Source organism: Streptomyces sp. NPDC045998 (genome assembly GCF_056430285.1).
The window spans coordinates 448,624-470,699 of record NZ_JBWKLJ010000006.1; the positions used below are offsets into that span (position 1 = coordinate 448,624).

Below are 22,076 nucleotides of genomic sequence, written 5' to 3' on the forward strand. Positions count from 1 at the left end.
TCGGACATGCTGGGTGTGCTCCTCATCTCGGATTCGGGGTGCGGGGCGGCCGGCCTCTTGCCGATGCCGCGGACGCCCCGTGGCGCCTTCGCCCCCAGCCGCTCTCCGGCCAGGGGCGGTGGTGCTCAGACATCTCATGTCGTTGGCGGGTCGAGTTGAGTCACCGGCGATTGACGCCTGGCCTCCTGCAGCTGGCCACGCGGTTGAGGAAGGGGGTAGCGTCCTCGGCATGCTGGACGGGCCTGATGTAGCGGTGGCTCTGCAAGGCGGAGTGCGTACTCGCTCCGATGCGTGGGAGTTCGTGCGCTGGTTCGCCGACGCCTGGATGGGCCGTCCGGTGGATCCAGAAGATGGCTTCAGCGCTGACGAGTTGGCAGTTGTGGAGGCCGATCTGGGATTCGAGCTGCCGGCCGCTTTGCATGAGGGGTATACGCTCTTCGGCCGTCGGGACGACCTGACCCGGCAGCAGGACCCTCTGGTCAGGCCACCTGGCCTCTATGTCGATGACGCCCTGGGCGGCGTGCTGGTCTTCCGCTGCGAGAACCAGGGCTGCGCCTCGTGGGGAATCCCTCTGACCCGGGTCGAGCAGGACGATCCACCTGTGGTGGTTGAATCACATCAGGGCTGGGTGCCCTTTCTCGACCGGATGTCCCTGGCATGGGTCGAGCTGGTGCTGAGCGAGTCGCTGTTCGCGGCGGGCAACCTCTATGACGCCTGCGAGCTGCCCGACGCGCTGGTGCCGGATCTCCACGCCCGCTATACCCGGGTTGGCCTTCCCGACCATCCGATGTGGGCGAGCGAGGACGACTCACCGGTCCGCTGGTACGCGGCTCCCGGTCGGCTGGTCCGCCGGGACGGCCTTCAGGGCCAGTCCTGGATCCATGCGCGTGGGCGCACGATTTCCGATCTTGAGGCCGTCCGTGAAGAACTCCCGGGTCCCTGGGTCGGCTGAAGCCGCGCCGCTGCCGACGTGGGCATTGTGAGATCGGTCAGACGATCACGTAGCGAGCGCGACGGAGTGTGCGAACGCGACTGCGGGGTCGTAGAGGGTCCGCGCTTGCAGGCAGTGATAGCGGCAGCGGTAAGCAGCCGAGGAGCTTGTTGAACAGGTTCCGCAGGGCGGCGGTGTGCCGTTCGGCGGCGAAGGCCCCACATGTACCCCGCAGAGGCCAGCCGTTGGTTTCTGACGGACCTGGCGACCACGACTCGGCTTGCGGCCGGAGGCTCGGGTCACCGGGGCGGCACCGAGGCGCCTGCCGTGCACGCCCTGGACCTGCGGGATCCGGGATGGCGCGCCCCGTGGTGCCGGGCCACCCGGTCACGGTGGCGGAACTCGTCTGAGCGGTACGCCACGAGGGCGCCCTCGACGAGGGCGACCTGCTGGACCGGCGTACCCGGATCGGTGTGGTGCCGCACGACCGGGCGGTGGCGCTGGGCGCGGCCCGTGAGGCGCTGCGCCAGGAGGAGGGCGGCCGGCTGGCTCCGCACGCCCCGTAGGACGGCGGGCGCCGGTCGCGGCGCCGGCGGGTCGCAAGCCGGTCGGTCGCAAGCCGGTCGGTCGCGGTGCCGGTCGGTCGCGGCGCTGGCCGTTGCCGCGCCGGTCCGTTGTCGTGCGGGTCAGCGCTGTGCGCCGCTCAGTTGCTGCGCCGGGCGAGGCTGTGGAAGAGGATCAGCACGGCCACGGCCATCACCGTCACGTGCAGCCAGGCGGGTGCGGCCGAAGCGTCTTGGGAAGCGGTCACGAGGTGATTCATCAGTGCCTTCGATTCATGTCGTCGTTCGTTTGGTGGTGTTGTCGTGTCACGCTCCGCGCGTACCCCGCGCGGCGGGCCTGACGCGTCGGGAGGGACCGCTTCACTCCGTCGGGGCACCGTTCCGAGACGATTGTCGGTGCGACCGCCTAGGCTTCACGACGAATGGCTCGTACGGGCCGCTTCGGGGGGAGGGCGGGGCATGTGGTTCGAGCAGGTCTTCACGTACACGTGGCCGCACACGACCGGGTGGCCGCACCGGCCGGCGGAGCAGGGGTCGGCGGTGCTGTCGGTCGCGTACGAGCCGCCGGAGGGGGACGGGCACCGGCGCTGGCTGCTCCTCGCCGGGCTGCCCGTCTTCAGTGAAATGCTGGCCTTCGACGACGCGGCGCACGCGCGGGAGTTCGCCCGCGCGGTGCTGGATCTGCCGACGGCACCCGTCCGCTACGAGCGCGAGCTCCACCTGAGCGAGAGCAGCACGCGCACGCTGGTTTCGGGGCCGGCCGAGGAGGAGCGCTTCGCGACGCTGAGCGTCGGGCGCGATCCCGACGACGGGATGCGCGCCTACTTCGCCTACCAGTCGTACGTCGACTTCCCCGGAACCCCGCACATGACGGCCCTCGGCCTGGAGGTCATTTGCGACGACGTCGACGTGGAGCGGGCGCACACCGAGGCCCGGGCCCTGCTGGCGGCGCTGGACGAGGACGGCTGATCGGCCCGGCCGGCCCCGTCACTCGCGGGCGCTCTCGGCCCGTGCCAGGGCGAACACGCCGATCACCACGAGGCCGACACCGAGCACCTCCGGCACCAGCCACCAGTGGCCGCGCAGGTGCTCCTCGTAGAGCAGCACGCCCAGCGCCAGGCTGACGGTCGCGTCGCCGAGGGTGAGGGCCGGCTGCGACGCCACCAGCGGCCCGCCCTGAAGAGCGTGTTCCAGCAGCAGCAGTGCGCAGATCCCGCACACGGCGAAGGCGTAGGTGTGCCAGGTGGTGAAGAAGGCGGTGACGCCCTCGTCGTCGAGGATGTGCATGGACGTCTTCATCAGGGAGGCCGTCAGCGCGTAGCAGACCGCGGTGGCCGCACCGAGGCATCCGGCGCGGGCCATGCCCGGGGGTCTGCGCAGCGCGGTGGCCGTCAGCAGGAGGACGACAGCGGCGCACACCGCCAGGGTGATCACCCACCGGTCCAGGGGGACGTGGGTGCGGTTGCCCTCGGGCGAGGCGGCGAGCATGGCGACGATGAGCCCGGTGACCACGGCGGCCACGGCCGCCCACAGGCGCGGCGGCAGCCGCTGACGGTCCGCCAGGGACCCGAACAGCAGCGCGAGCGGCAGCTCCAGGATGAACAGCGGTTGTACGAGGGCGAGTGGGCCGGTCGCCAGGGCGGCGGCCTGGCCCACGCCGGCGACGATCACGGCCAGGATGCCGGCCAGCCAGAGGGGCTTGCGGAGCAGGTCGATCAGCATGCCCGGGCGGAAGCCTTGCGTCTGGGGGACGGTCAGCGTGGCACGGCGCTGCAGGACGGTGGCGACCGCGTTGGCGGTCGCCGCGCACAGCGCGAAGAGGGTGGGGAGGAGGACGCCCATCCGCCGATCCTCGCCGCGCAAACGGTGCGGACGGCGACGACACGGCCGTGTCCGGCCGGTCGGGGGCCATCGTCACGGCCCGCCGAACGGGCGGGCGGGGGCGCCCGGCGGGGCGCGGTCTGCCCCTTGAAGGTCCCGGCGGCGCGGCTCCGGCGGGCGGGCGGGTCCGGCGAGGGGGCCCGGCAGGGCGGCGCCCGACCTAGGCCGGCTCTCGGCGATGAGCCCGGCGGAGCAGCGCCCGACCGAGGCCGGTCCCAGGCCATGGGCCCACGGCGGGGTCCGGCGGCCGGGACCCGTGAAGGACCCGTGGAGCGGGGTCCGGTGGTCAGGCGTCCTTGAGCTCGTCGACCACCTGGCGGACCACGTCCACCGAGGAGTGCAGTGCCTCACGGGAGGCGGCGCGGGCCACGCGCATGCGCTTGGACCCGTAGTGGACCAGGACGGAGGCGCCCGACGCGTAGAGGACGGTGAGCGCGCCCGTGACCTTCTCGGGCGCCCAGACCCGTTCCAGTCCGCGCACCAGCGTCGAGTGGGCCGACAGTAGGGCCAGCAGCCCGCACGCCCCGCCGGCCGCCAGCGCCACGACGCCGTGGCGCGCCTCCGACAGGCCGAGTGCCGCCTCGTCCCGCGCGGTGTCGATGTCCTCGCGGACCGTGGTGTCCTCCCGGACCATGGTGTGAACGTCCTCGGCCGTCTGCCTCATGACGCGCTGGTACCCGGTGCGGGCGCGGGCACACCGCCGTTCGCGCCCGCCGCGGCGGCGCCCGACCGGACCGGGGAGCAACCCGGCGAAGGTTCGCGGTCACAGCACTAGCCGGTGCAGAGACGTGGGCCTGAGCACTGCAGTTGGTCCCTGTGCGGGAACGGCGGGCGTCATCGGGCGCCACCGTTCTCGAAGGCGTCGATCAGCGGGCCGATGAGGTCGGCGCTCGTCGCCTCGCCAACCCACTCACCGGACGCGAGAAAGACGGCACGGCGGCGCCGTCGGCGTTGAAGATGACGACGTACGGGCCGTACCGGTCGAAGACCAGCTCGCGAGGCACCACGACCGGTGCCGAGGTCAGGACCTCCAGCGCGTCGACGGTGAGCCGGCCGGGCGTGACGGGGTCGGCGGGCTGGGTGAGGGTGCCGGTGACGCGCAGCAGGTCACCGAGCTGGATTCGGGTCAGGAGCAGCTCGGTGATGCGGGGGTTGTCGGTCGAGCAGACCGGGACGGTGTCCGGGGGCGTCTGGGGCGGTGCTGTCCGCGTCGGCGGGTCGGACGATCAGCTCGAAGGTGGTGGTGCCGCTCGGGCCGGGGGTGGGGAGTGCGTCGACGTAACCGTCGACGGCGAGGTGCTTGGTGTCCATCAGCTGGCCTCCGCCAGGGTCTCGGTGGGGCGAGGGGAGCGGGGTCGGGTGGTGCGCTGGGCGATGTCCAGCAGCTCGCGGTTGCGCCGCTGTCGGGCGGGCGTGAGCGGGCGGGCCTTCGCTCCGTGCCGGTGCCAGAGCGGGGAGGCCGGCGGCTCAGGGTAGGCGCGGGCGTGGTCGGCGTCGCGGGTGGTGTTGCTCATGGGGCCTCCGTCTGGAGGCGAGGGGTTCAGGCGTGGTCGGTCGTCCCGCCGCCCTTGGGCGGGTCGGAGACGAACCGGGTCTCGCCGGGGTGCCGCGAATTCCAGAGCTCAGCGCAGACCTTGTGGGCTGGCTCTTTGGCGTGGGACTTCAGCGGTGTGGTGGTGCCGCACAGCACACACGGGGCGGGCAGGCCGAAGTGCGCGCCGTGGCGCCAGTTCAGGAGCTGGACCGGCGCCTAGGCCTGCTCCGGAGGCGTGGGCACCGCGCGCAGATGGCGGCGCCGGGCGGTCACGGCCGGAAGCCGGGGAACTGCTGGAACACCTTCTCCATCAGCTCCGGTGTCGGCTTCCAGGGCCCGAGCTGCCCCGCCGCGGGGACGGGCAGCGGCAGCTCCAGGACGTCGGCAAGCACCAGGCGCCAGGCGCCGGCCTGCGCCCACGGCGTGCAGGGCTCGGAACCTCGGGGTCCTGGTGGCAGTCGACCAGGCGGACCACGCCGACCACTGCGCCGGTGGTCAGCTCCCGGCCGCGGATCGTGCGGGCGACCAGCGGGAGGCGCAGTGCGGGCCGGTCGATCCGCTGGCCCGCGTGCAGGAGCATCCACTCCCGCCAGGACCACAGCCTCGGGCGGTTCTCGACGCCCTTGTCGCCGGTGAGGATGCAGGCGGCGTGCGGCTGCTGGACGCTGATGCCGCGGATCCAGTCGCCGCCGGGGAGCTTCATGGTGCTCATGCCGCTCGCCCCCCAGACTGCCGTCCCCGGGCGGCCGGCCCGGCGGCAGTTGATGGACGGCACCTCGGTGTGCGTGGTCCGGGCGAGGGTGGCACGGCCGGAGTGCTTGCCCTCGCACAGGGCGGCGTCGGCGGCCCGCTGCAGAACCGGTCGGCACCTACGTAGGCGGCGACGTCCACCACCTGGTCGTCGTCCAGGGCGACCAGTGTGTGCAGCATCCGGACCAGCGGCGTGAGGCGCTGCTCACGGCGGACGACGGGCAGCTCCAAGACGACGGCGAACTCGTCGTCCCCGAGCCTGCCGACGGCCGCGCGCGGACCCGCCCAGGCGGTGAGCCGCGCGCGAACGTCGCGAGGACAGCGTCGCCGACCGGGTGCCCGAGCGCGTCGTTGATCTGCTTGAACCTGTCGGCGTCGACCAGGACCACGGAGGTGTCGTCACCGTAACGGCGCAGGACCTGCCGGGCGCGGGCGGTGTAGGCGTCGCGGCGCAGCAGGCCGGTGAGCGGGTCGCGGCGGACCGCCGCAATGCGGGGACTGAGCCGCCGCGCATTCCCCTAGCCCGACGTCGTCCCGCACGACGCGCCGGCCCCGATCGAGCAGGCCCACACCCAACCCCGCCGCCACACCGCAGCGACCAAGGCCGCCGCCCCCTTCACCGGGCCCGTGCCGAGAGAGCGGCGCGGGAGACCGGAACACCGCTGGTTGGGCCGTCGCCTGCGCTGCGGACCACGGCTTGAGCGGAAGCATCCATTTCACGGAAAGGCCTTTCAAGCACCACCCCCGCGCGCGGGGGGACTGCGAAGCGCTCGGGCTGGCCTGCTGCGGCCCGTGCGGACTGCCCCCGTGCGGGGGAGGCCTCGTCGCCCAGCTCGCTGTCGGTGCGGCGGCGTCGCGGTGTCGCGGTGTCGCGGCTCCGCGCGGTTTCGAGCGGTACGGGGAGAGCCTTCAGCCTTTCCGCTCGAGGTCAAGGCGCGGGCGTAGGGGACGGGGTGACGCGGGCGGCCCGCAGGGCGAGGGACGCCGCACTGATCGCGCTGGTGAACGACACCTCGGTCAGCACTCCGGGCGCCGAGATCTGGTCGCCGGCGAGGAGGACCCCGTCGCCCCGGTTGATCGCCGGGCGGTCGCGCCACGTGGTGCCCGGGAGGTCGACCGCTCCCGTACGGCCGTTGGCGACGGCCTCGCGGCGCCAGAGGGTGCGCTCGCGCCAGCCGGGGAAGCCCTTGTCGAGCAGCCGTTCCGCGTGGGCGACACCGTCCGCCTTGGACTGCTGCGGGGCGATCGGGAACTGGCCCTGGAGGAGGGTCTGCCCGGCCGGTGCGAGGGAGGGGTCCTGGGCGGTGAACCGTTCCAGCCAGCCGGGTGCGTCCAGGTCGGAGACCACAAACGGGTCGCCGCGGTGCGACCGGAGGGCTAGGTCGAGCAGGACGGTGCGCCCGCTGGGCCAGGTGAGCGCCGGGTCCCCGAGGAGGCGGCGGGCGGCGTCCAGGGACGTGGCGACGAGGACCGGGCCGTCACGGTCGGGCAGCGCGTCCACGCGGGCGGAGGTCTCGACGCGTACGCCGAGGTCCCGGGCACGGGCGGCCATGCGGTCGATGACCCCGCCCCAGCCGCCTTGCGGGTAGTGCGCCTCGGGCGGCAGCGCGGTGGCCCGGCGCAGCCGCTCCTGCACGAAGCGGGCGGAGAGCGAGCCGGGGTCGTGGTGGAACAGCGCAACGGCCGCGAAGTGCGCGGCGGCGCGGCCGGCGGGGCCGTCGGTCAGGCGCTGCGACCAGGTGGCGAAGTCCGCGTCGACCGGGGCCTGTTCGGGCCTGCGGCGCGCCAGGCGGAGCATGCCGAGGGGCGGCGTACGGCGCAGCTCGCCGTCCAGGTGGAAGCGGAACCGGACGCTTTCGCGCGGCGGCACGGCGGCCATGGGCCCGAGCAGGCTTCGCTGCGCCAGCCAGGACCAGTGCGGGCCGCGGTGGTAGAGGGCGTGGGGGCCTTCGTTCGTGCGGTACGGGCCCTCGGCGGTGCGGGCCCGTCCACCGAGGGTGCGGTGCGCCTCGTACAGAGTGACCCGGGCGCCGGCTTCGGCGGCGGTGATGGCGGCGGTGAGCCCGGCGAAGCCGCCGCCGACGATGGTGATGGGTGTGGGCATGGTGTCTCTCCCGGAGGGTGGGTGTGTGGCCGTTCCTCAGGGATGACGGGTGGGTGGTGCGATGTGTGACATCGGGCGGTTGGGGGTGGTGCGGTGGGCCAGGTACCGGGCGCGCGGGGCGCCGGGTGGTGCCAAGCCGCGATGACCGAGGCCGCCGCCCTGCGTCGGGCCCGAGCGGAGAAGGCTGGCCGCCACGGCCACCGTGGCCATGTCGGCGGCGAGGGAGGAGCGGGTGTCTGCTGCGTGGCTGCCGGTGCAGCCGGTCGACGAACCCACGCTCGTTACAGAGGACGGGCGCGCTCCTCAGGACCTGGCGGACACCGGCGTGCCGGAAGGCGAACCAGATTCGAACGCACGTATCATTCCGGCTATGGCTGAGACCTCCTTCCCTGGCGACCTGCTCGCCGCGCAGAGCCGCCTGCACCAGGTAACCGCGGAGCTTTCGGCGCTGTTGCGGTCCCTGCCGTGGTCGGTGGAGCCCATGGAGGGCTGGCCCGGTACCGAGCACCCTCATGCCGGCGAGGTCTCCGGAGGCCGGTAGTCGAGCCCTGGAAGGACCGATGAGCAGAAGGCCGCCGTCGCCCGGCTGCGCGAGGAGTGCCTCGAGCTGTCCGAGACGGTCACGACCCACTCGTACGGGGAGGGCTTCCAGGGCGCGGACGTGGTCAAGGAGAGGATGTGGCTCAATGCCGCGTCCGGCGCCGAGGTGACGGTAGCCGCGGCGGACCTGAGTACCGCCGCCTGAGCGCGTAGACCGCTCACGATGTCCGACTGAGGATGCCCCGGAGACGGATGACCGCGCTCGGCCTCAGCCATCGGTGTCGTCCTCGTCTGCCGTCGTACGGGGCCGGCCCGGAGAACCTGTTCACGATCACGCAGAATCCCATGAACAGTCCGGAGATGAACAATTTCGAAAGACAGATCTACAACGCTGCGAAGGAGAAGGGAGAAGTAGTCACCTGCAATGTCTTCCTTCACTACGCCAACGATGACCCAGACTCACCTCCGCGGAGCATCCAGGTCGAAGCCTGCACGCCGACGAGAACAAAAAGCTCCTGTTTGGTATCGAGGACTGGATTGAAAACCCTGTCCATGACGAGCCGCGTCCCTAACATCCTGGAGAATATATGGCTGCGATCACCGCTCTGGCTCAGCTGTGCCCGCCACCCTCGGAGCCCAGTCTTAACGATTGGGACGAAGTGGAGCAGTCTGTCGGGCTGTGCCTGCCCGACGACTACAAGCAGGTCGCTGATCTCTACGGGCGCGGTGATTTCAACAACTTCATCACCCTCTACAAGCTCGGGGGGCATGAGGAATACAGCCTGACCGGTCCCACGCCGAGACGCCTGCGCGAACAGATCAAGCAGATCTGGCAGGCCGACCCGTATGCCGAGCCACTTCCCTGCAATGTCGAAAATCTTCTGGCCGCAGGTGTCACAGGAAACGGCGACTACATTTTCTGGATCACGGATCCCGTCGAAGATCCGGACTCCTGGAAGATTACGGTCAATCACGCCATGCGCGGCGGCTGGTTCACATTCGACGGGAAGATTAGCGAATTCATCCTGGCCGTCCTGCAGGGGTCCGTGCAAGTCCCCATGTTTCCTCGCACGATTCCCGCTGCAGGGCCCGTGTTCTCTCCAGCCCCACCAGAACGCGGCCCCAGTGTGCGGGTCAGCACAGAAGATGCCGCAACGAGCCCTAAAGCGATCAGGGCATGGGCACGTGCCAACGGGTACGAACTCCCGGACCGCGGACGTATTCCTCCCGAGATCGTCCGGGCTTGGGAGCAGCGCGGCAACGGTTGACATCAGATTGGCCTCCCTGCCTGACCGCGCCAAGGCAGGCAGGGGCAGCTGGCCCCCGTACCGTCAAGGAGCGGATGCGCCTCAAGGCCACGGCTCGCCCCACCGTGACGGTGACCGCGGCGGACCTGAGCACTGCCGCCTGAGCTCTGCTCCCCAAGAGGCCGCCGACCGTCGATACGGTGGCCCGGGCTTGTACGGGTACGTACCCGTACCCGTACCCGTGGGGTTCAGGAGCATGATGATGTCCGACGCCAACGTCCGCATTCCGGAGGAAGCAAAGGACCGGCTGGCCGCCATAGCCGCGGCGGAGGGGCTGTCCCTGCGCGCTTACCTCGCGCGTCTGGCCGAGACGCTGCTGACCCCGGCCGAGCGGGCCGAGCGGGCCGAGAAGGCACGGGCTGCACTCAAAGAGTGGACCGGCTACGCACCGACCGCTGCCGAGGAGCAGGAGCTGGACAGCGAGCTGGACCGGCGCCTGGCGCAGGCGGCCGGCCGGTGAGCGATGCCGTGCACATCGTCCTGGACGACACCGCGATGACCGCGGCCGGCCAGGGCAACGTCCTCGCCTCCCCCCTGATCCACCGCGCCCACGCCGAAGCGGACTGGTTCCTGTACGCCCCGGCGCGCGCGCTGGTCGAAGCCGACCGCGCCCGGCCCGGCCCGGCCGAGCACCTGGCCTCCCTGCCCGATATCACCGTGCTCGAGCTGGACCTGCCCGCCGCCCCTTGCCCTCGCGGAGCAGGAGACCTGGGCTGCGGCCCACAGCCAGTACGCCGCGCAGCCGACCGCGGACCGGCCCGACGGAGCGATCATCGCCACCACCGCTCCCGACCGGTGGGCGGGGGAGCCGGTACGCGTACTTGACCTGACCCCCTGAGCCGGCAGCGGCTCGTACGACAAGGCGACCCGGGCTCCAGGGAGGCAGCCGAGCGGCTGTCCGATTGGCTCCTAGCGCGACGTTCTCCGGCGGCAGGGGTGTACTTCAAAGGCGCGATGTTCTCCGGCGGCACGGTGAACTTCGGCGGCACCACAGGTTCAGCTGCTGAGGGCTCTTCTGTGCACCTCCATACGCGTCGCCGGCCGGCTCCACGACGGAGAACTGGACGAGCCCCTGGTCCGTGTCGTCCGCCCGCGTGGGCGGCGCCGGCGGGACGGTCAGCCCGTGCTCGTGCAGCGGCACCTCCCGGTCCAGCAGGATCGGATCCGGTACCGGCGCCTCGCCCCCGCACGACCGGCGCGTCCAGCGCGTGGGCCATCACCTCGGCGCCGTACCGCGCTGCGGAGCAGCGACGCTGAGAAGGCTCATGGTCACTGGGACATGGAGATGTCCACGATGGCACCGGTGCCTTGGTGTAGGGCCTTGACCGCGCGTTCCAACGCCGTGGCGAGTTCGTCGGGTCGGGTGACGCGTTCGCCGTGCATGCCGAAGAGCGGGGCGAAGCCGGCCGGCGAGGGGAAGTTGTCCAGTTCGGCTCCGAGGAAGTCGCCGGTCGCAGCAGCGGCACCTTGTGGGTAGAGCCTGGTGTGGGCCGCTTGCATGGCCTGGTACCGGTGGTTGTTCAAGACCACGATCAGCAGTGGCAGGCCGTTGGCCCGGGCTGCCTGCAGACCGGGGATGACCGGGTTGTAGAAGAACCCTCCGTCCCCCACGAGCAGCACCACCGGCCGCTCGGGGGCGGCGAGCTTGATACCGAGTGACACCGGGATGCCTTGGCCCAGACCGCCCCGCGCCCGGAAGTAGGAGTCCGGGGAAGAAGGACGCAGATGGCGGCGGAGCGTCGGGCTGTAGCGAGTGGTCTCGTCGACGATCACGCTGTCCGTGCCGGCGAGGAGGTCCCTCATCAGCGCGGCGACCAGCACCGGGGAGATGGCGGTGCCCGCGGCTGCCTCTGACTCCGTGCGGGTGTCCGCCGCCTGCCTGGCGTGCCGCTCGGCTGCCTGTGCCTGCTGTCGGCTGCTCCTCACCTGTGCCGGGACGGCATCACCGTGCTGTGCGAGCGCGTGCAGGGTTTGTACCGCCCCTCCCTCCAGATACAGGTCGGCATGCAGCACTTGGTGGATCAGATGCGGACGCTGTGGTGCTTCGCCCAGCGCCACGATCCGCCCCCGGGTGGGTCGGCGGGCGGGCGGGAAGAAGGGGGTCTGGCAGCCCGCGAGCAGCACCAGGTCGGATTCGGCCACGTAGGAGGACAGGTCGGACCCCGCGTGCAGGGGGTGCGTCGCCGGGAAGTTCACACACAGGGCCTGGGACTCGATCACGGGGACGGCGAACGCCTCGCAGAAGGCGACCAGAGCCTCCATGCCGCCGTCTTCCAGACCCAGGCGCTCCGCGACCACCACGGGACGTGCGGCGCCGGCGAGCAGGTCGATGAGCGCCCGCTGGTCCGCCATCGCGCTGACCGTGCGGCCCCTCGCCGGCACCGGTGGGCAGTCATGGCCCGGCCAGGGTTCCTGCAGCGCCTCCTGCGAAAGGTTCACATAGACGGGCCCCGCGGGCGCCCGCGTGGCGATCTCAGCGGCGCGGGTGAGGCTCGGGTACACGGTGGGGAGGCTCGCGGCCTGACCGGCCCACTTGACGAACGGGCGTGCCATGCCGTCCGGGGAGCAGCTCAGGGAGGGGTTGGAGTACCACTGGTAGCCGGGACCCGGGCCGGGTCCGTCCCCGTAGGTCGTGGACTGCGCGGACGCCGCCACCAGCGGCACCCCCAACTGCAAGGCGCCGTGCAGGGCGAACGCACCTTGCAGCAGCCCGGCACCGGCGTGCAGCAGTACGCCTTGCGGGCGCCGGGTGATCAGCGCGTAGCCGACCGCCATGGAGACCGCCACCGACTCATGAGCCAGGTTGAGGTAACGGGGGTGGTCGCTTCCGTCGCGGCGTCGGCGTGCCAGTGCCTCCCATACCGGTGCCCACTCCGAGCCCGGAGAGGAGAACAGACAGTCGGCCCCCATGGCCTGGAAAGCACTGACCACCGCCTCGCCCCCGTCACGGACTTCCTCGCCCGCAGGCTCTGCGTTCCGCATGCGTTCAGCCTTCCCGACGTGGCGCTGTCCCCGTGCTGCCGTCGACGGCACGCTAGACCTTCCCGGCACGGGCAGCCCTCCCCGGCGCCCACACCGCTCGATACGTCCACCCGAAAGGACTTGGTAAGGCCTGTCACGCCTTGCACGGGCAAGCCACACCCGAGGCTCGGGCGCCTGGTCTTCGATCCGCCGTGATGCGCATGCCTCGGGTCGTGGGCCCGGCCAGCGTCGGGTGGCCTGCTGTCACCGAGTCACGGGTAGCGCCCGCGGGCCGCGGAAAATGGTGCGGGGCTGTCACCGCCCCCGGGTCGAAGGGAGCGCCAGTCGCAGGCACCGAGCCGAACCGCAACGGGTCGCCGTCCTCATCGAGCCGGACGCCCCGCACCGCACCCCCGCGGCCAGCTGTCCCGGGCCGTGTTGGGCACCCCCGGAGGGCTGCCCGCCGTCAGGGGCGTGTGAAAGGAGGCTGCCGATCGCCGACCATGCGGGCGAATGCGCAGGGCCGGGCGACGCACCCGTCTCGACCGCGGGTATATCCCGCCGGGACGCCCGTGCCGCAGGAGCCGCTCGACCTTGCTCCTCCTGGGCCGGGAGCGATGACAGGAAGTGGTGAGTGATGCCCGTCGAGCCTGCTCGAGGAGATGCGGGGCCTGGCGCCGTGGACGTTCTCATCGTCGGTGCCGGCCCGACAGGGCTCACTCTCGCCGTTGACCTGACCCGGCGCGGCGTACGCACCCATGTCGTGGAGGCCGCCGACCGGCAGTCGTGGGGCGGTTCGCGCGGCAAGAGCCTCCAGCCGCGCACGCAGGAGATCTTCGACGATCTCGGCGTGATGGATGCCCTGCGGGATGTCGGCAGTCCCTTCCCACCCATGCAGACCTGGCGGGACGGTCGGCGGGACGGCGAATGGCGACTGGTGGAGCGCGATCCGCAGGCGCCGGCCTCGCGGTATCCCGACCCCTGGCTGGTGCCTCAGTGGCGCACGCAGGAGATCCTGCGGCATCGGCTGGAGGCGTTGGGCACAGCGGTCGAGTACGGTACCCGGTTGACGTCCCTGCGCCAGACCGACCGGCATGTGAGGGCCGAACTGACGCACGCGGACGGCAGCCGTCGCACCCTGACCGTGCCCTTCCTGGTCGGCGCCGACGGAGGGCACAGCACGGTGCGCGAAGAGCTGGGCGTGACGATGAAGGACAGCGGCGACGATCTGCACGCGGCCATCGTGGCGGATGTCCGCGTGCGCGGTCTGGACCGCGATCACTGGCACATCTGGCCCGACGGCCCGGGCGGTGGCCTGCTGCTGTGCCCGCTGCCCGGCACCGACCATTTCCGGCTCAACGCCCGCCCCCTGGACGAGGACAGCGACCTCACCCCGCGAAGGGTCCGGGCACTGGTCGCCGCCCGCACCCATCTGTCCGCCGACGCCGTCACCGACGTGCCGTGGAGCTCCTACTACCGCCCCCGTACGGCGCTGGCCGAATGTTTCCGTAACGGCCGGGTCTTCCTCGCGGGCGACGCCGCGCACATCCACTCGCCCGGCGGCGGACAGGGCCTGAACATCGGTGTCCAAGACGCCTACAACCTGGGCTGGAAGCTGGGCCAGGTCCTGCGCCACCACGCCCCGGAAGCCCTGCTGGACAGCTACGACGCCGAACGCCGCCCCGCGGCGGCCGGCGTCCTGGAGCTCAGCTCCCTGCTCTACCGGCTCGGCCGGGGCCCGCAGGGAAACAGCGCACGGACACGCCACGGCGCCCGCCTCACCCTGCTGCTGGTCCACTACCGCGACAGCCCGCTGAGCACCGAGGCGCGCGAACGACTCACGGCCACAGCCGTCCAGGCCGGTGATCGCGCCCCCGATCTCGTGGGTGCCTTCATGGAAGGCACCACGGCCCACGGCACTCTCCGACACCTTTTTGAGCTGATCAAAGGCCCGCACTTCACGCTTCTCGCGGTGAACGACCCACCACCCCCGATGCCGCAGGCCGTCCGCACGCTGCGCGTGACGGGTGGCGCCCTGGCCCAGGCACTGGGCGCAGGACTGTTCCTGATCCGTCCCGACGGCCACATCGGCCTGGCGACCCGGGACCCGGCGCACCTGGAGCGCTACCTGGCGAAGGTCCACCGCGCCGACTGACGGAATCCGTGGCCCCGGGGCGACGGCCTGACCCGTCACTCCACGGCCGTACGCAACGCACCCGGTCGACACAAGAGAAGGTGAGGCCTCCTTGGTACCGAACGCGGAGGACCATGCCGCAGACAGGGGCAGACCCGCGGTGGCTCAGTGGCCGCCCGCAGCGGCGGGGACCATGCCCGATCGGCTGAGGATCGGCCTGGTCGCGGAGGTCGTGGTCTGCCTGCCGCTGTGGATCGCGGAGAGCGAGGGCCTGCTGGCCGCGCAGGGCTTGAACGTCGAGCACCATGTGATCGGCTCCACGGACGGGGTCACCGACGCGCTGCGGGCGGGTGAGGTCGACTTCGCCCTCACCACACCGGAGGGTGTCCTGATGGACAGGGCGACGGGAGGGCCGCTGCGGATTCTGGCGGGCGTGACCAACCATCCACCGCTGTCGCTAGTTGCCCAGCCGGGCTACCGGACGGTGTCCGATCTGCGAGGAGGCGTCCTGGGAACCTCGTCACTGACCGAGGGCACCCGCCACCTCGTCGACGCGGTGCTGGGGGCGCATGGTCTGCGGCACACCCATGACTACCGGTTCCTGGTGGTCGGCAACCACACCGAGCGCCGGCGGCTGCTGCAGGACGGAACGCTCACCGCGGCCCTGCAGCCCCTTCCTTTCGACACGATGGCGATCGACGCGGGACTGACATGCCTGGCCCAGGTGGACCGTTACGTCCCGCACGCGGCGTTCCTCTCCGTCTGTGCGGACACCACCTCTGCCGCCTGCCGCGCAGGCGCGGTGGGTTTTCTGCGCGCTTTGAGCGAGGGAGCGCGCCGCTTCCACAGCGCGCCCGCCCACTACGAGCAGTTGACCGCCCAGCGCCTGGGCATCACACGTCACTACGCCAGAACCGCGATCACCGGCCTGGTACGGCGCGACCTGATCGACCCCCGACTGCACCTGACCACGGCGGCACTGCGGGGCACGGCCCAACTGCTCGTGCGGGCAGGGCGGCTCGACGCCGCCCACTGCGGACCGCAGGCCCTTGCCACCGCTGTCGACGACCGCTGGCTGGCCGCGGCACGCGGCGAGCGGCCCGCACCACGCTGACCGGCGCAACGGTGGACGTACGTGGCCGTGATGGTGCAGTCGTACTGCGTGCGGGCCCGACCCTGCCGATGGTGCGGCGTGGTGGGGAGCAACCGGCTGTTGCACGTGTGAAGGTTCGATCGACGGTACTCGGCGGGAGGGACCGTGAGGCTGGAGAGGGCGTGGCAGTGGTGAGTACGGCGCGGGAGCGGTTCGGGTCGGTGCTCGCTTTGGCGGGAGTGGCGGCCGCGACCGCCTCGGTGCGGCACACCGCTCAGCACATCGGGGAGGAGATCTACCGAGTGCCGCACGACCGCCGGGGCGCAGGCCATGTCCACTACCACATGGCGCGGGAGGCACTGGTCACCACGGGGGCGTTGGCCAGCGTGGTCACGGGCGTGCTGGCGGGGCCGGGCAGGGGCCGGACCGGCTGGCTTGCCATGGCAGCCGTGGTCGCCGGTTACAGCGCCGCCATGTGGTGCGCTGGACCCGTCACCGGCCGATGGGCTCCGAGCCGCCACGCGCTGTACTCGCACATCGGGTCCACCGCCGGACTGGTCGCGGGTGTACTCCTGCTGCGTCCCCGGCGGCAGGAGAGGTGAGTTCGGTATGGGTGACGTCGGACGTCTGGGGGGAGCATGCGGTGCGAAGGGCGCGACGTTCACGCCCACCTCGCCGGTCCGGCCATTGTCGTGGACGCGTTTCGCTGGTGGCTTCGTTCGGCCGGCCCCGAGGCGCGGGAACCGACCGGGGCAGCACCGCGAGGTGACCGGTAGGGCACTCACCCCAAGGCAGGCCCTGCGGAGAAGCGCCGAGCGGCACGTGGCGAGGCGTCCCAGGGAACGCGGCGAGGGCCGCGCCCTCGCGGGTACGACCCTCTCCGTTGCCGGCCGGCCGTCAGAGCAGCGGCCTCTTCGTGTACGTCAGCAGGTCACGCGGGCCGCTTGACCCACTGCTGCGCCTGATCCCCGAAGGCGCATTCGACGAGTTCCACGGGCGCGTTCCTCCGGATGACCGCCATACACTTTTGCTGCGCGGGACTCCGGTAGACGTACCGGGTGCCGACCTGGATCGCGTGCCACCACACCACGCCGCCGTTGCCTTCGCATTTCTGCATGGAGATGTCGGCGGTGCCGTTGAACACCGCGCCGACGCACAGCTCCTCCCCTCCCACCCGCTGCCTGATCTGGACGGGCTTACCGCCTGCGGAGGCCACTTGCCACTCCTGGTTCTTCCCCCCGTTGCGGTCGTACGCCAGGATGCTCGAGTACTCGCCTCCACCGGCATCGTTGTCGAGCACCATGTCGGAATAGGCGACGTTCTCGAGCACCAGCCCACTCTGTGCTGTCGCTTTCTCGGGAGTCGCCAGGGTACCCGCGGCGAGGAAACCCGCCATGATCAGAGCGGTGACTGCGGTCTTCCTACCCGCTCTCACCAGGTTGGTGACGGTGTGACGCATAGGTCAGTCTCCTTCCCCTCATCGGGCCACGGCACGGGCGCCGGGACAGACGCCCTTTCGTGACTCTATGAATGGAATCACGCACTGTGCGTGACGAGTTGGGAGATGGTGGACGCTCACACGAACGAGTCATGGGTCGTTCTGCAAACCTTGAGAAGTTCCTCCCTGTCGCCTCTCCCTGTCGGACGCCGAGCCGATCCGCCCCGGTGCTCTCCCTCTCATGGACAGGGGCCGGAGACCCGCACGGGCAGGTCCTGGGTCGCGTGCCACCCGAATGGCCCCTTCTCACTCGCGTGGCTTGTCCCGGTTTGCCCGGGGGGCGGGAGCGCGCCACGCTCGGCCTGATGGGCGCCGCCGGGGACCACCGCAGGTCGTGCGTGCCGGTGGCTCGCGTACCAACCGGCTTGTACACCACCCCCGTCGGACCCCGTGTCCTGGCTCGAGTGGGAGGTACGCGGCATGGTCACTTCGCAGACGGCTGACGTCGTGGTGGTGGGCAACGGCGTGCTGGGGTTGTCGGTGGCGGTCGAGATCGCTCTGCGCGCCCCGAGGACCAGAGTGGCGGTGGTGGGGCCCACGGGCCGGCCGATGGCGGCCACCGCCGCCGCCGGGGCGATGCTCAACTGCTTCGGGGAGGTCACCCGCTACACCGACCGGCACCCGGTCTCCCGGGCTCGCTTCGCGCTCGCCCGTGAAGCCCTGGACGCCTGGCCCGGCTGGGTGGAGACCCTCGCCGACCTGGCCGGCCCAACTGTCGGAGAGGCCCTGCGCGCCTCCTACCGCCCGGGAACGTTCGTCCTGCTCGGCGCCAGGTCCGGCCACGTGGCCGCCGACAATTTCGAGGCGATGCGCGCGGCCGCCGAGCGGTACGACGAACCGTACGACCTTCTGGGGGCGGCCGACGTGGACGGCCTGGCACCGCGGCCCGACGCGCGCCCACTGCGGGTGCTGCACCTGCGCCGGGAGGGCGCGGTGGACGCGCGCGCGGTCCTGGCGGCGCTGGAGGCCGCCGCGTCGCGGCTCGGTGTGCGCCTGGTGTCCGGTACGGTCCGGGAACTGCTGGCCGGTGCGGGTGCGGTACGCGGGGTCCGCCTCGATGGGGACGGCGACACGTTGACGGCCGGCACGGTCGTCCTGGCCGCCGGTGCCGCCTCGAGCGCGCTGGCCGACACCGTGCTGCCGCCCGGTGCCGTGCCGCCCATGTTGTTCGGCACCGGCGCGTCACTGCTGGTCCAGCGCACCACGACCAGCGGGCCCGGTGCCCGGCAAGTGATGCGCACACCCAACCGGGCGGCCACCTGCGGCCTGCATGTGGTCCCCATGGCAGACGAGGGCCACCAGTACATCGGCGCCACCAACGTCATCACCACCGAGCCGATCGCCGGCGCCGAACTCGGTTCCTGCCACTCACTGATGCGCCAGGTGTGCGAGCAGTTCGACCACGACCTCGCCTTCGCCCGCGTGCGGCGCCTCATGGTCGGGGCCAGGCCCGTCCCGCTGGACTGCTTTCCGTTGCTGGGCCCGTGCTCCATGTCCGGCCTGGTCTTCGCCACCGGCACCTACCGGGACGGCTTCCACTGCTCGCCGGCGCTCGCCCCTCGGCTGGCCGCCACCGTCCTGGATCCCGCCGCCGAGGACACGGATCTGCGATGGTTCGCACCCGAACGTCTGCCCATCGCGGTACTGACTCCGGACGAGGCGCTCACCGACGCTGTCGAACACGCCGTGGACACCATGAGCGAGCAGGGAATGCAACTGCCCTTCTGGGTCGACGGCACCCCGCTGCGGGAGTGGGTACGCCGCCGCATCGAACGCCTCAACGAGGAACTGGGACAGCCTCTCGCCCTGGCTCCGGAGCTCATCTACCCCCAGTTCCTCGCACCGAAGTCGACCGACAGCTCCTGCGCCACCACTCGCCTGCGACGCTACCTGGACGCCGCGCGTACCCACTACGCGCTGCGCCTCGACGCCCCGGCGCGGATCCCCGGCTGAGACCATGACGCCCCGGGAGGCGCAGGCCGGCGTACCCGCTCGCTCCACGCCATGGGATTCCGTCCCCCGGGCCGGCACGAGGACCGGATACGGAAGGAGCGGGCAGGTTCCGTACCGGTGGACGACGTACCGGTCGTGGTGGTCGGAGCGGGCCCGGTCGGTCTGCTGGTCGCCTGCGACCTGGCCCTGACCGGCATCCGCGTGACGCTGCTGGACAAGTGGGCCCACGGCGCCGGGTGGACTCGGGCGCTGCATCTGTACCCGCGCGCTCTGGAGATTCTTTCCCGGCGCGGGCTGGCCGAGGAGCTCATCGTCAGCGGTCGGCCGCTGCCGCGCGGGCACTTCGCCGCGCTCCCGGTCGAGTTGGACTTCTCCGTCCTGGACACGCCCTTCCCCTTCATGCTCAGCCTGCCGCAGGAGATTCTGGAGCGCTCCCTGGAACGCCGTGCCCGTGCCCTCGGGGTGACAGTGCGACGCCGGTGTGAGGTGGTTGCCGTGTGCCAGGACCGGACCGGTGTCGACCTCACGGTGCGGGAGGCGGCGGGCCGGCGCCGTATCCGGGCCCGCTATGCGGTCGGCTGCGACGGCAGCCACAGCGCGGTCCGCGCGCACGCGGGCATCGCGTTCAACGGCTCGCCGGTGCGCGCCACCTCCCTGCTGGCCGATGTGATCCTGGACCGCCCGCCACCACCCGGAACCGCTCCGAACAACGACGGGCGCGGAGTGCTGCTGCTATGGCCGCTGCCCGAGCGCTGCCACCGTGTGGTGGTGATCGACAAGCACACGGTGGGACAGCCCGCGGATGGCACGGCGACCCTAGCCGAGGTCCGGGCGGCCCTGCGGCGCGTGTGCGGCGACGACTTCGACGTGCGGGCCCCCCGGCGCGTGGCCCGGGTTTCCGGCGCCTCGTACCACGCCGAGTGCTACCGTGCGGGCCGTGTCCTGCTCGCGGGGGACGCCGCCCACGCCCTCTTCCCGGCGGGCGGGCAGGGGCTCAACACCGGCCTGCGGGACGCGGTCGACCTGGCGGGCGCACTTGGCGCCCATCTGGTCGGGGGTGCTCCGGCGGAGTTGCTGGATGCCTATGCCGCCCGGCGCCGGGCGGCGGTGGCCCGGGTGCTGGCGAGTACCGACCTGCAACGTGCGGTCATGACCGACTTCACTGTGCCGGGTACCGTTCTAAAGCGTCTGCTCACCCGGGTACTCGCCGTGCCCGCAGCCAACCGCGCGCTCGCCATCGCCGTCGCCGGCCTGCTTCCGCCCTCCGTTTGAACCACCTCCCACGACTGCGCGCGATCAAAAGCACGACGCGTGGGCCGTCGAACGGGTTCGGCCACGCCGCCTCGCGCGGAAGCGGCATCACCCCGCTTCCGGGTTCGTTGCCTCGAATGGCTCGACCCGATTGCCGCCGACAGGCGTGTGCCGATCCTGGAGTAGGGGCGGCGCGATGGAAGGACCAGCACCGATGTCCGAAGCAGCTTGTCGCCGGTACGTTGTCACCGAACCGCCGGCGCTGGAGTTCGACCCGTTCTTGCTCGCCTCCCTGCGCGAGTGGCCGATCTTCCGCATTCAACTGCCGTTCGGCGAGGGGGTCGCGTGGCTGGTGACCCGCTACGACGATGTCGTCCGCGTCGTCTCCGACCCGCGGTTCAGCCGGGCACGCGCCGGCGTCGGCTCCTTCCCCAGGACCACGAAGCACAACATCTCACGCCCCGGAACACTGACCATGCTCGATCCGCCGGAACACACCCGGCTTCGCGCGGTGGTCAACCCGCTGTTCTCCCGGCAGGCCATGGACCGCTTGCGGCCGGTGGCCCAAGACATCCTGGACCGGCTGCTGGAGGATCTGCTGACGGCCGGCCCGCCGGCCGATCTCGTGCGGCAGGTGATCAGCCCGTTCACGCTCCATGTCTCCGGCGAGCTGATCGGTGTCCCCACCGCCGACCGGGAGCGCATCCGCGCGTGGTCGCGGCGAGCCCTGATGAGGTCCACCGACGAGGCCAGCGCCCACGACGGGCGCCAAGCCAGCCAAGCCATGAGCGACTACTTCCGCACCCTCATCTCCGGTGAACGCGTCCACCCCGGGGACAGCACCGTGCTCGGCACCCTGCTGGCCGCCGTGAACCAAGGCTGCATCGACGAGGCCGAACTCGCCGAGACCGTCACCGGGCTGCAGATCAACGCCTGGAACATCTTGCGCAACAACTTCTCGAACTTCCTCTACGTCCTTCTCACCCACGAGAAACTGTGGGCCCACCTGCGCTCCGCGCCGCAGCTCCTGCCGCAGGCGGTGGAGGAGCTGCTGCGCTGGACCCCCAGCCGCTACGGCATCGGGCGGCCCCGCCTCGCCACGGACGACGTCGAGATCGGTGGCGTCACCATTCGCAAGGGCGAGTACGTCTGCCACTCCTACATGACCGCCAACCGCGACGAAGACGCCTACCCGGACGCCGGCCGGATCGATTTCACCCGCCAGGGACCACCCCAGCTGGCCTTCGGACACGGCCCGCACTACTGCCCCGGCGCCCCACTGTCCCGCATGGAAGCGGACGTCCTGCTCGGAACCCTGCTGCGCCGTCTTCCCCACCTGCGGCTCGCTCACCCCGCCCATCAGGTGCGATGGCAGCCCGGCACGATCTTTCGCGGACCCGAGGAGCTGGCCGTGACGTGGTGATGGCGGGGTGCGCGCCGTAGGCGGCGGGCGCGGCACCGGTCATCAGGACCGCCGGCGGCTCGTGAGCGCCTCATCGAGGTCGGAGTGATGGAGTGGGGGCCGGAGCTCGGGGTCAGGGGCGAGGCGGTGATCATCCGTGCGGCGAACGTACGC

General features: G+C 71.5%; 20 protein-coding genes and 3 pseudogenes. 12 read left to right on the forward strand and 11 right to left on the reverse strand.

What is annotated here, in order from left to right; translation table 11 throughout:
• Positions 1–229 precede the first annotated feature (229 nt).
• Positions 230–952, forward strand: coding sequence for an SMI1/KNR4 family protein (locus AC07FJ_RS20730; RefSeq protein ID WP_479050810.1), 723 nt, complete (start codon positions 230–232; stop codon positions 950–952).
• A gap of 278 nt (positions 953–1,230) precedes the next feature.
• On the opposite strand, the gene AC07FJ_RS20735 is transcribed toward AC07FJ_RS20730, so the two are convergent.
• Positions 1,231–1,488, reverse strand: coding sequence for a hypothetical protein (locus AC07FJ_RS20735; protein WP_479050811.1), 258 nt, complete (start codon positions 1,486–1,488; stop codon positions 1,231–1,233).
• A gap of 465 nt (positions 1,489–1,953) precedes the next feature.
• On the opposite strand from AC07FJ_RS20735, the gene AC07FJ_RS20740 reads away from it, so the two are divergent.
• Complete coding sequence (locus tag AC07FJ_RS20740; protein WP_479050812.1) at positions 1,954–2,463, forward strand: hypothetical protein; 510 nt, start codon at positions 1,954–1,956, stop codon at positions 2,461–2,463.
• Positions 2,464–2,481: 18 nt separating this feature from the next.
• Here the strand turns inward: AC07FJ_RS20740 and AC07FJ_RS20745 are convergent, their stop codons facing one another.
• From AC07FJ_RS20745 to AC07FJ_RS20775, 7 genes and pseudogenes are all read right to left on the reverse strand, one after another.
• Positions 2,482–3,336 (reverse strand): DMT family transporter, encoded by an 855-nt coding sequence (locus AC07FJ_RS20745; protein ID WP_479050813.1) that lies wholly within the window; start codon positions 3,334–3,336, stop codon positions 2,482–2,484.
• A 325-nt stretch (positions 3,337–3,661) separates the two neighbouring features.
• Positions 3,662–4,039: a phage holin family protein gene (locus tag AC07FJ_RS20750; protein WP_479050814.1), complete on the reverse strand. Its 378-nt coding sequence runs from the start codon at positions 4,037–4,039 to the stop codon at positions 3,662–3,664.
• Between the two features lie 443 nt (positions 4,040–4,482).
• Positions 4,483–4,686, reverse strand: coding sequence for a hypothetical protein (locus AC07FJ_RS20755; protein WP_479050815.1), 204 nt, complete (start codon positions 4,684–4,686; stop codon positions 4,483–4,485).
• Positions 4,686–4,889: a hypothetical protein gene (locus tag AC07FJ_RS20760; protein WP_479050816.1), complete on the reverse strand. Its 204-nt coding sequence runs from the start codon at positions 4,887–4,889 to the stop codon at positions 4,686–4,688. Before AC07FJ_RS20760 ends, AC07FJ_RS20755 begins: the two co-directional genes overlap by 1 nt.
• Positions 4,890–5,178: 289 nt before the next feature.
• Positions 5,179–5,621 (reverse strand): annotated as a pseudogene (locus AC07FJ_RS20765) (hypothetical protein).
• Positions 5,622–5,778: 157 nt separating this feature from the next.
• Positions 5,779–6,150 (reverse strand): diguanylate cyclase, encoded by a 372-nt coding sequence (locus AC07FJ_RS20770; RefSeq protein ID WP_479050862.1) that lies wholly within the window; start codon positions 6,148–6,150, stop codon positions 5,779–5,781.
• 437 nt (positions 6,151–6,587) lie between these two features.
• A complete protein-coding gene (locus tag AC07FJ_RS20775) occupies positions 6,588–7,763 on the reverse strand; it encodes an FAD-dependent oxidoreductase (protein WP_479050817.1) in 1,176 nt (391 codons plus the stop codon).
• A gap of 370 nt (positions 7,764–8,133) precedes the next feature.
• Here AC07FJ_RS20775 and AC07FJ_RS20780 point away from each other — a divergent pair, with 370 nt between their 5' ends.
• From AC07FJ_RS20780 to AC07FJ_RS20795, 4 genes and pseudogenes are all read left to right on the forward strand, one after another.
• Positions 8,134–8,304 carry a hypothetical protein gene (locus AC07FJ_RS20780; RefSeq protein ID WP_479050818.1) on the forward strand — a complete coding sequence of 57 codons (171 nt, stop codon included), beginning with the start codon at positions 8,134–8,136 and terminating at the stop codon, positions 8,302–8,304.
• A gap of 586 nt (positions 8,305–8,890) precedes the next feature.
• Positions 8,891–9,571, forward strand: a complete 681-nt coding sequence (locus tag AC07FJ_RS20785; RefSeq protein ID WP_479050819.1) for an Lsr2 family DNA-binding protein — start codon at positions 8,891–8,893, stop codon at positions 9,569–9,571.
• A gap of 241 nt (positions 9,572–9,812) precedes the next feature.
• Positions 9,813–10,070: a hypothetical protein gene (locus tag AC07FJ_RS20790; RefSeq protein WP_479050820.1), complete on the forward strand. Its 258-nt coding sequence runs from the start codon at positions 9,813–9,815 to the stop codon at positions 10,068–10,070.
• Positions 10,067–10,448: pseudogene (locus AC07FJ_RS20795) on the forward strand (PIN domain-containing protein). Before AC07FJ_RS20790 ends, AC07FJ_RS20795 begins: the two are co-directional and overlap by 4 nt.
• Positions 10,449–10,694: 246 nt before the next feature.
• Here the strand turns inward: AC07FJ_RS20795 and AC07FJ_RS20800 are convergent.
• Together AC07FJ_RS20800 and AC07FJ_RS20805 are read right to left on the reverse strand one after the other, a co-directional pair.
• Positions 10,695–10,851 (reverse strand): annotated as a pseudogene (locus AC07FJ_RS20800) (MBL fold metallo-hydrolase); the annotation flags it as partial.
• Between the two features lie 28 nt (positions 10,852–10,879).
• Entirely contained in the window at positions 10,880–12,592 is a 1,713-nt protein-coding gene (locus AC07FJ_RS20805; protein WP_479050821.1) for a thiamine pyrophosphate-dependent enzyme, read from the reverse strand.
• Between the two features lie 658 nt (positions 12,593–13,250).
• On the opposite strand from AC07FJ_RS20805, the gene AC07FJ_RS20810 reads away from it, so the two are divergent.
• From AC07FJ_RS20810 to AC07FJ_RS20820, 3 genes are all read left to right on the forward strand, one after another.
• On the forward strand, positions 13,251–14,726 hold the full coding sequence (locus tag AC07FJ_RS20810; RefSeq protein ID WP_479050822.1) for an FAD-dependent oxidoreductase: 1,476 nt from the start codon (positions 13,251–13,253) through the stop codon (positions 14,724–14,726).
• A gap of 172 nt (positions 14,727–14,898) precedes the next feature.
• Positions 14,899–15,819: an ABC transporter substrate-binding protein gene (locus tag AC07FJ_RS20815; RefSeq protein ID WP_479050823.1), complete on the forward strand. Its 921-nt coding sequence runs from the start codon at positions 14,899–14,901 to the stop codon at positions 15,817–15,819.
• 161 nt (positions 15,820–15,980) lie between these two features.
• On the forward strand, positions 15,981–16,400 hold the full coding sequence (locus AC07FJ_RS20820) for a hypothetical protein (protein ID WP_479050824.1): 420 nt from the start codon (positions 15,981–15,983) through the stop codon (positions 16,398–16,400).
• Between the two features lie 329 nt (positions 16,401–16,729).
• Here the strand turns inward: AC07FJ_RS20820 and AC07FJ_RS20825 are convergent, their stop codons facing one another.
• The gene (locus tag AC07FJ_RS20825; protein WP_479050825.1) at positions 16,730–17,257 is read right to left on the reverse strand and encodes a ricin-type beta-trefoil lectin domain protein; all 528 of its coding nucleotides are present in this window, start codon (positions 17,255–17,257) and stop codon (positions 16,730–16,732) included.
• A 459-nt stretch (positions 17,258–17,716) separates the two neighbouring features.
• Between AC07FJ_RS20825 and AC07FJ_RS20830 the strand changes: the two genes are divergently transcribed.
• The 3 genes from AC07FJ_RS20830 (at position 17,717) to AC07FJ_RS20840 (ending at position 21,923) form a co-directional block, all read left to right on the forward strand.
• The gene (locus AC07FJ_RS20830) at positions 17,717–19,249 is read left to right on the forward strand and encodes an FAD-dependent oxidoreductase (RefSeq protein WP_479050826.1); all 1,533 of its coding nucleotides are present in this window, start codon (positions 17,717–17,719) and stop codon (positions 19,247–19,249) included.
• 51 nt (positions 19,250–19,300) lie between these two features.
• Entirely contained in the window at positions 19,301–20,521 is a 1,221-nt protein-coding gene (locus AC07FJ_RS20835; protein ID WP_479050827.1) for an FAD-dependent monooxygenase, read from the forward strand.
• A 193-nt stretch (positions 20,522–20,714) separates the two neighbouring features.
• Positions 20,715–21,923 carry a cytochrome P450 gene (locus tag AC07FJ_RS20840; protein WP_479050828.1) on the forward strand — a complete coding sequence of 403 codons (1,209 nt, stop codon included), beginning with the start codon at positions 20,715–20,717 and terminating at the stop codon, positions 21,921–21,923.
• The last annotated feature ends 153 nt before the right edge of the window (positions 21,924–22,076 follow it).

Coding starts and splice junctions, on each gene's coding strand:
- AC07FJ_RS20730 (WP_479050810.1), top strand. CDS start 230: ATGCTGGACGGGCCTGATGTAGCGGTGGCTCTGCAAGGCGGAGTGCGT.
- AC07FJ_RS20740 (WP_479050812.1), top strand. CDS start 1,954: ATGTGGTTCGAGCAGGTCTTCACGTACACGTGGCCGCACACGACCGGG.
- AC07FJ_RS20745 (WP_479050813.1), bottom strand. CDS start 3,336: ATGGGCGTCCTCCTCCCCACCCTCTTCGCGCTGTGCGCGGCGACCGCC.
- AC07FJ_RS20750 (WP_479050814.1), bottom strand. CDS start 4,039: ATGAGGCAGACGGCCGAGGACGTTCACACCATGGTCCGGGAGGACACC.
- AC07FJ_RS20755 (WP_479050815.1), bottom strand. CDS start 4,686: ATGGACACCAAGCACCTCGCCGTCGACGGTTACGTCGACGCACTCCCC.
- AC07FJ_RS20760 (WP_479050816.1), bottom strand. CDS start 4,889: ATGAGCAACACCACCCGCGACGCCGACCACGCCCGCGCCTACCCTGAG.
- AC07FJ_RS20775 (WP_479050817.1), bottom strand. CDS start 7,763: ATGCCCACACCCATCACCATCGTCGGCGGCGGCTTCGCCGGGCTCACC.
- AC07FJ_RS20780 (WP_479050818.1), top strand. CDS start 8,134: ATGGCTGAGACCTCCTTCCCTGGCGACCTGCTCGCCGCGCAGAGCCGC.
- AC07FJ_RS20785 (WP_479050819.1), top strand. CDS start 8,891: ATGGCTGCGATCACCGCTCTGGCTCAGCTGTGCCCGCCACCCTCGGAG.
- AC07FJ_RS20790 (WP_479050820.1), top strand. CDS start 9,813: ATGTCCGACGCCAACGTCCGCATTCCGGAGGAAGCAAAGGACCGGCTG.
- AC07FJ_RS20805 (WP_479050821.1), bottom strand. CDS start 12,592: ATGCGGAACGCAGAGCCTGCGGGCGAGGAAGTCCGTGACGGGGGCGAG.
- AC07FJ_RS20815 (WP_479050823.1), top strand. CDS start 14,899: ATGCCCGATCGGCTGAGGATCGGCCTGGTCGCGGAGGTCGTGGTCTGC.
- AC07FJ_RS20825 (WP_479050825.1), bottom strand. CDS start 17,257: ATGCGTCACACCGTCACCAACCTGGTGAGAGCGGGTAGGAAGACCGCA.
- AC07FJ_RS20830 (WP_479050826.1), top strand. CDS start 17,717: ATGGTCACTTCGCAGACGGCTGACGTCGTGGTGGTGGGCAACGGCGTG.
- AC07FJ_RS20835 (WP_479050827.1), top strand. CDS start 19,301: ATGGGATTCCGTCCCCCGGGCCGGCACGAGGACCGGATACGGAAGGAG.
- AC07FJ_RS20840 (WP_479050828.1), top strand. CDS start 20,715: ATGTCCGAAGCAGCTTGTCGCCGGTACGTTGTCACCGAACCGCCGGCG.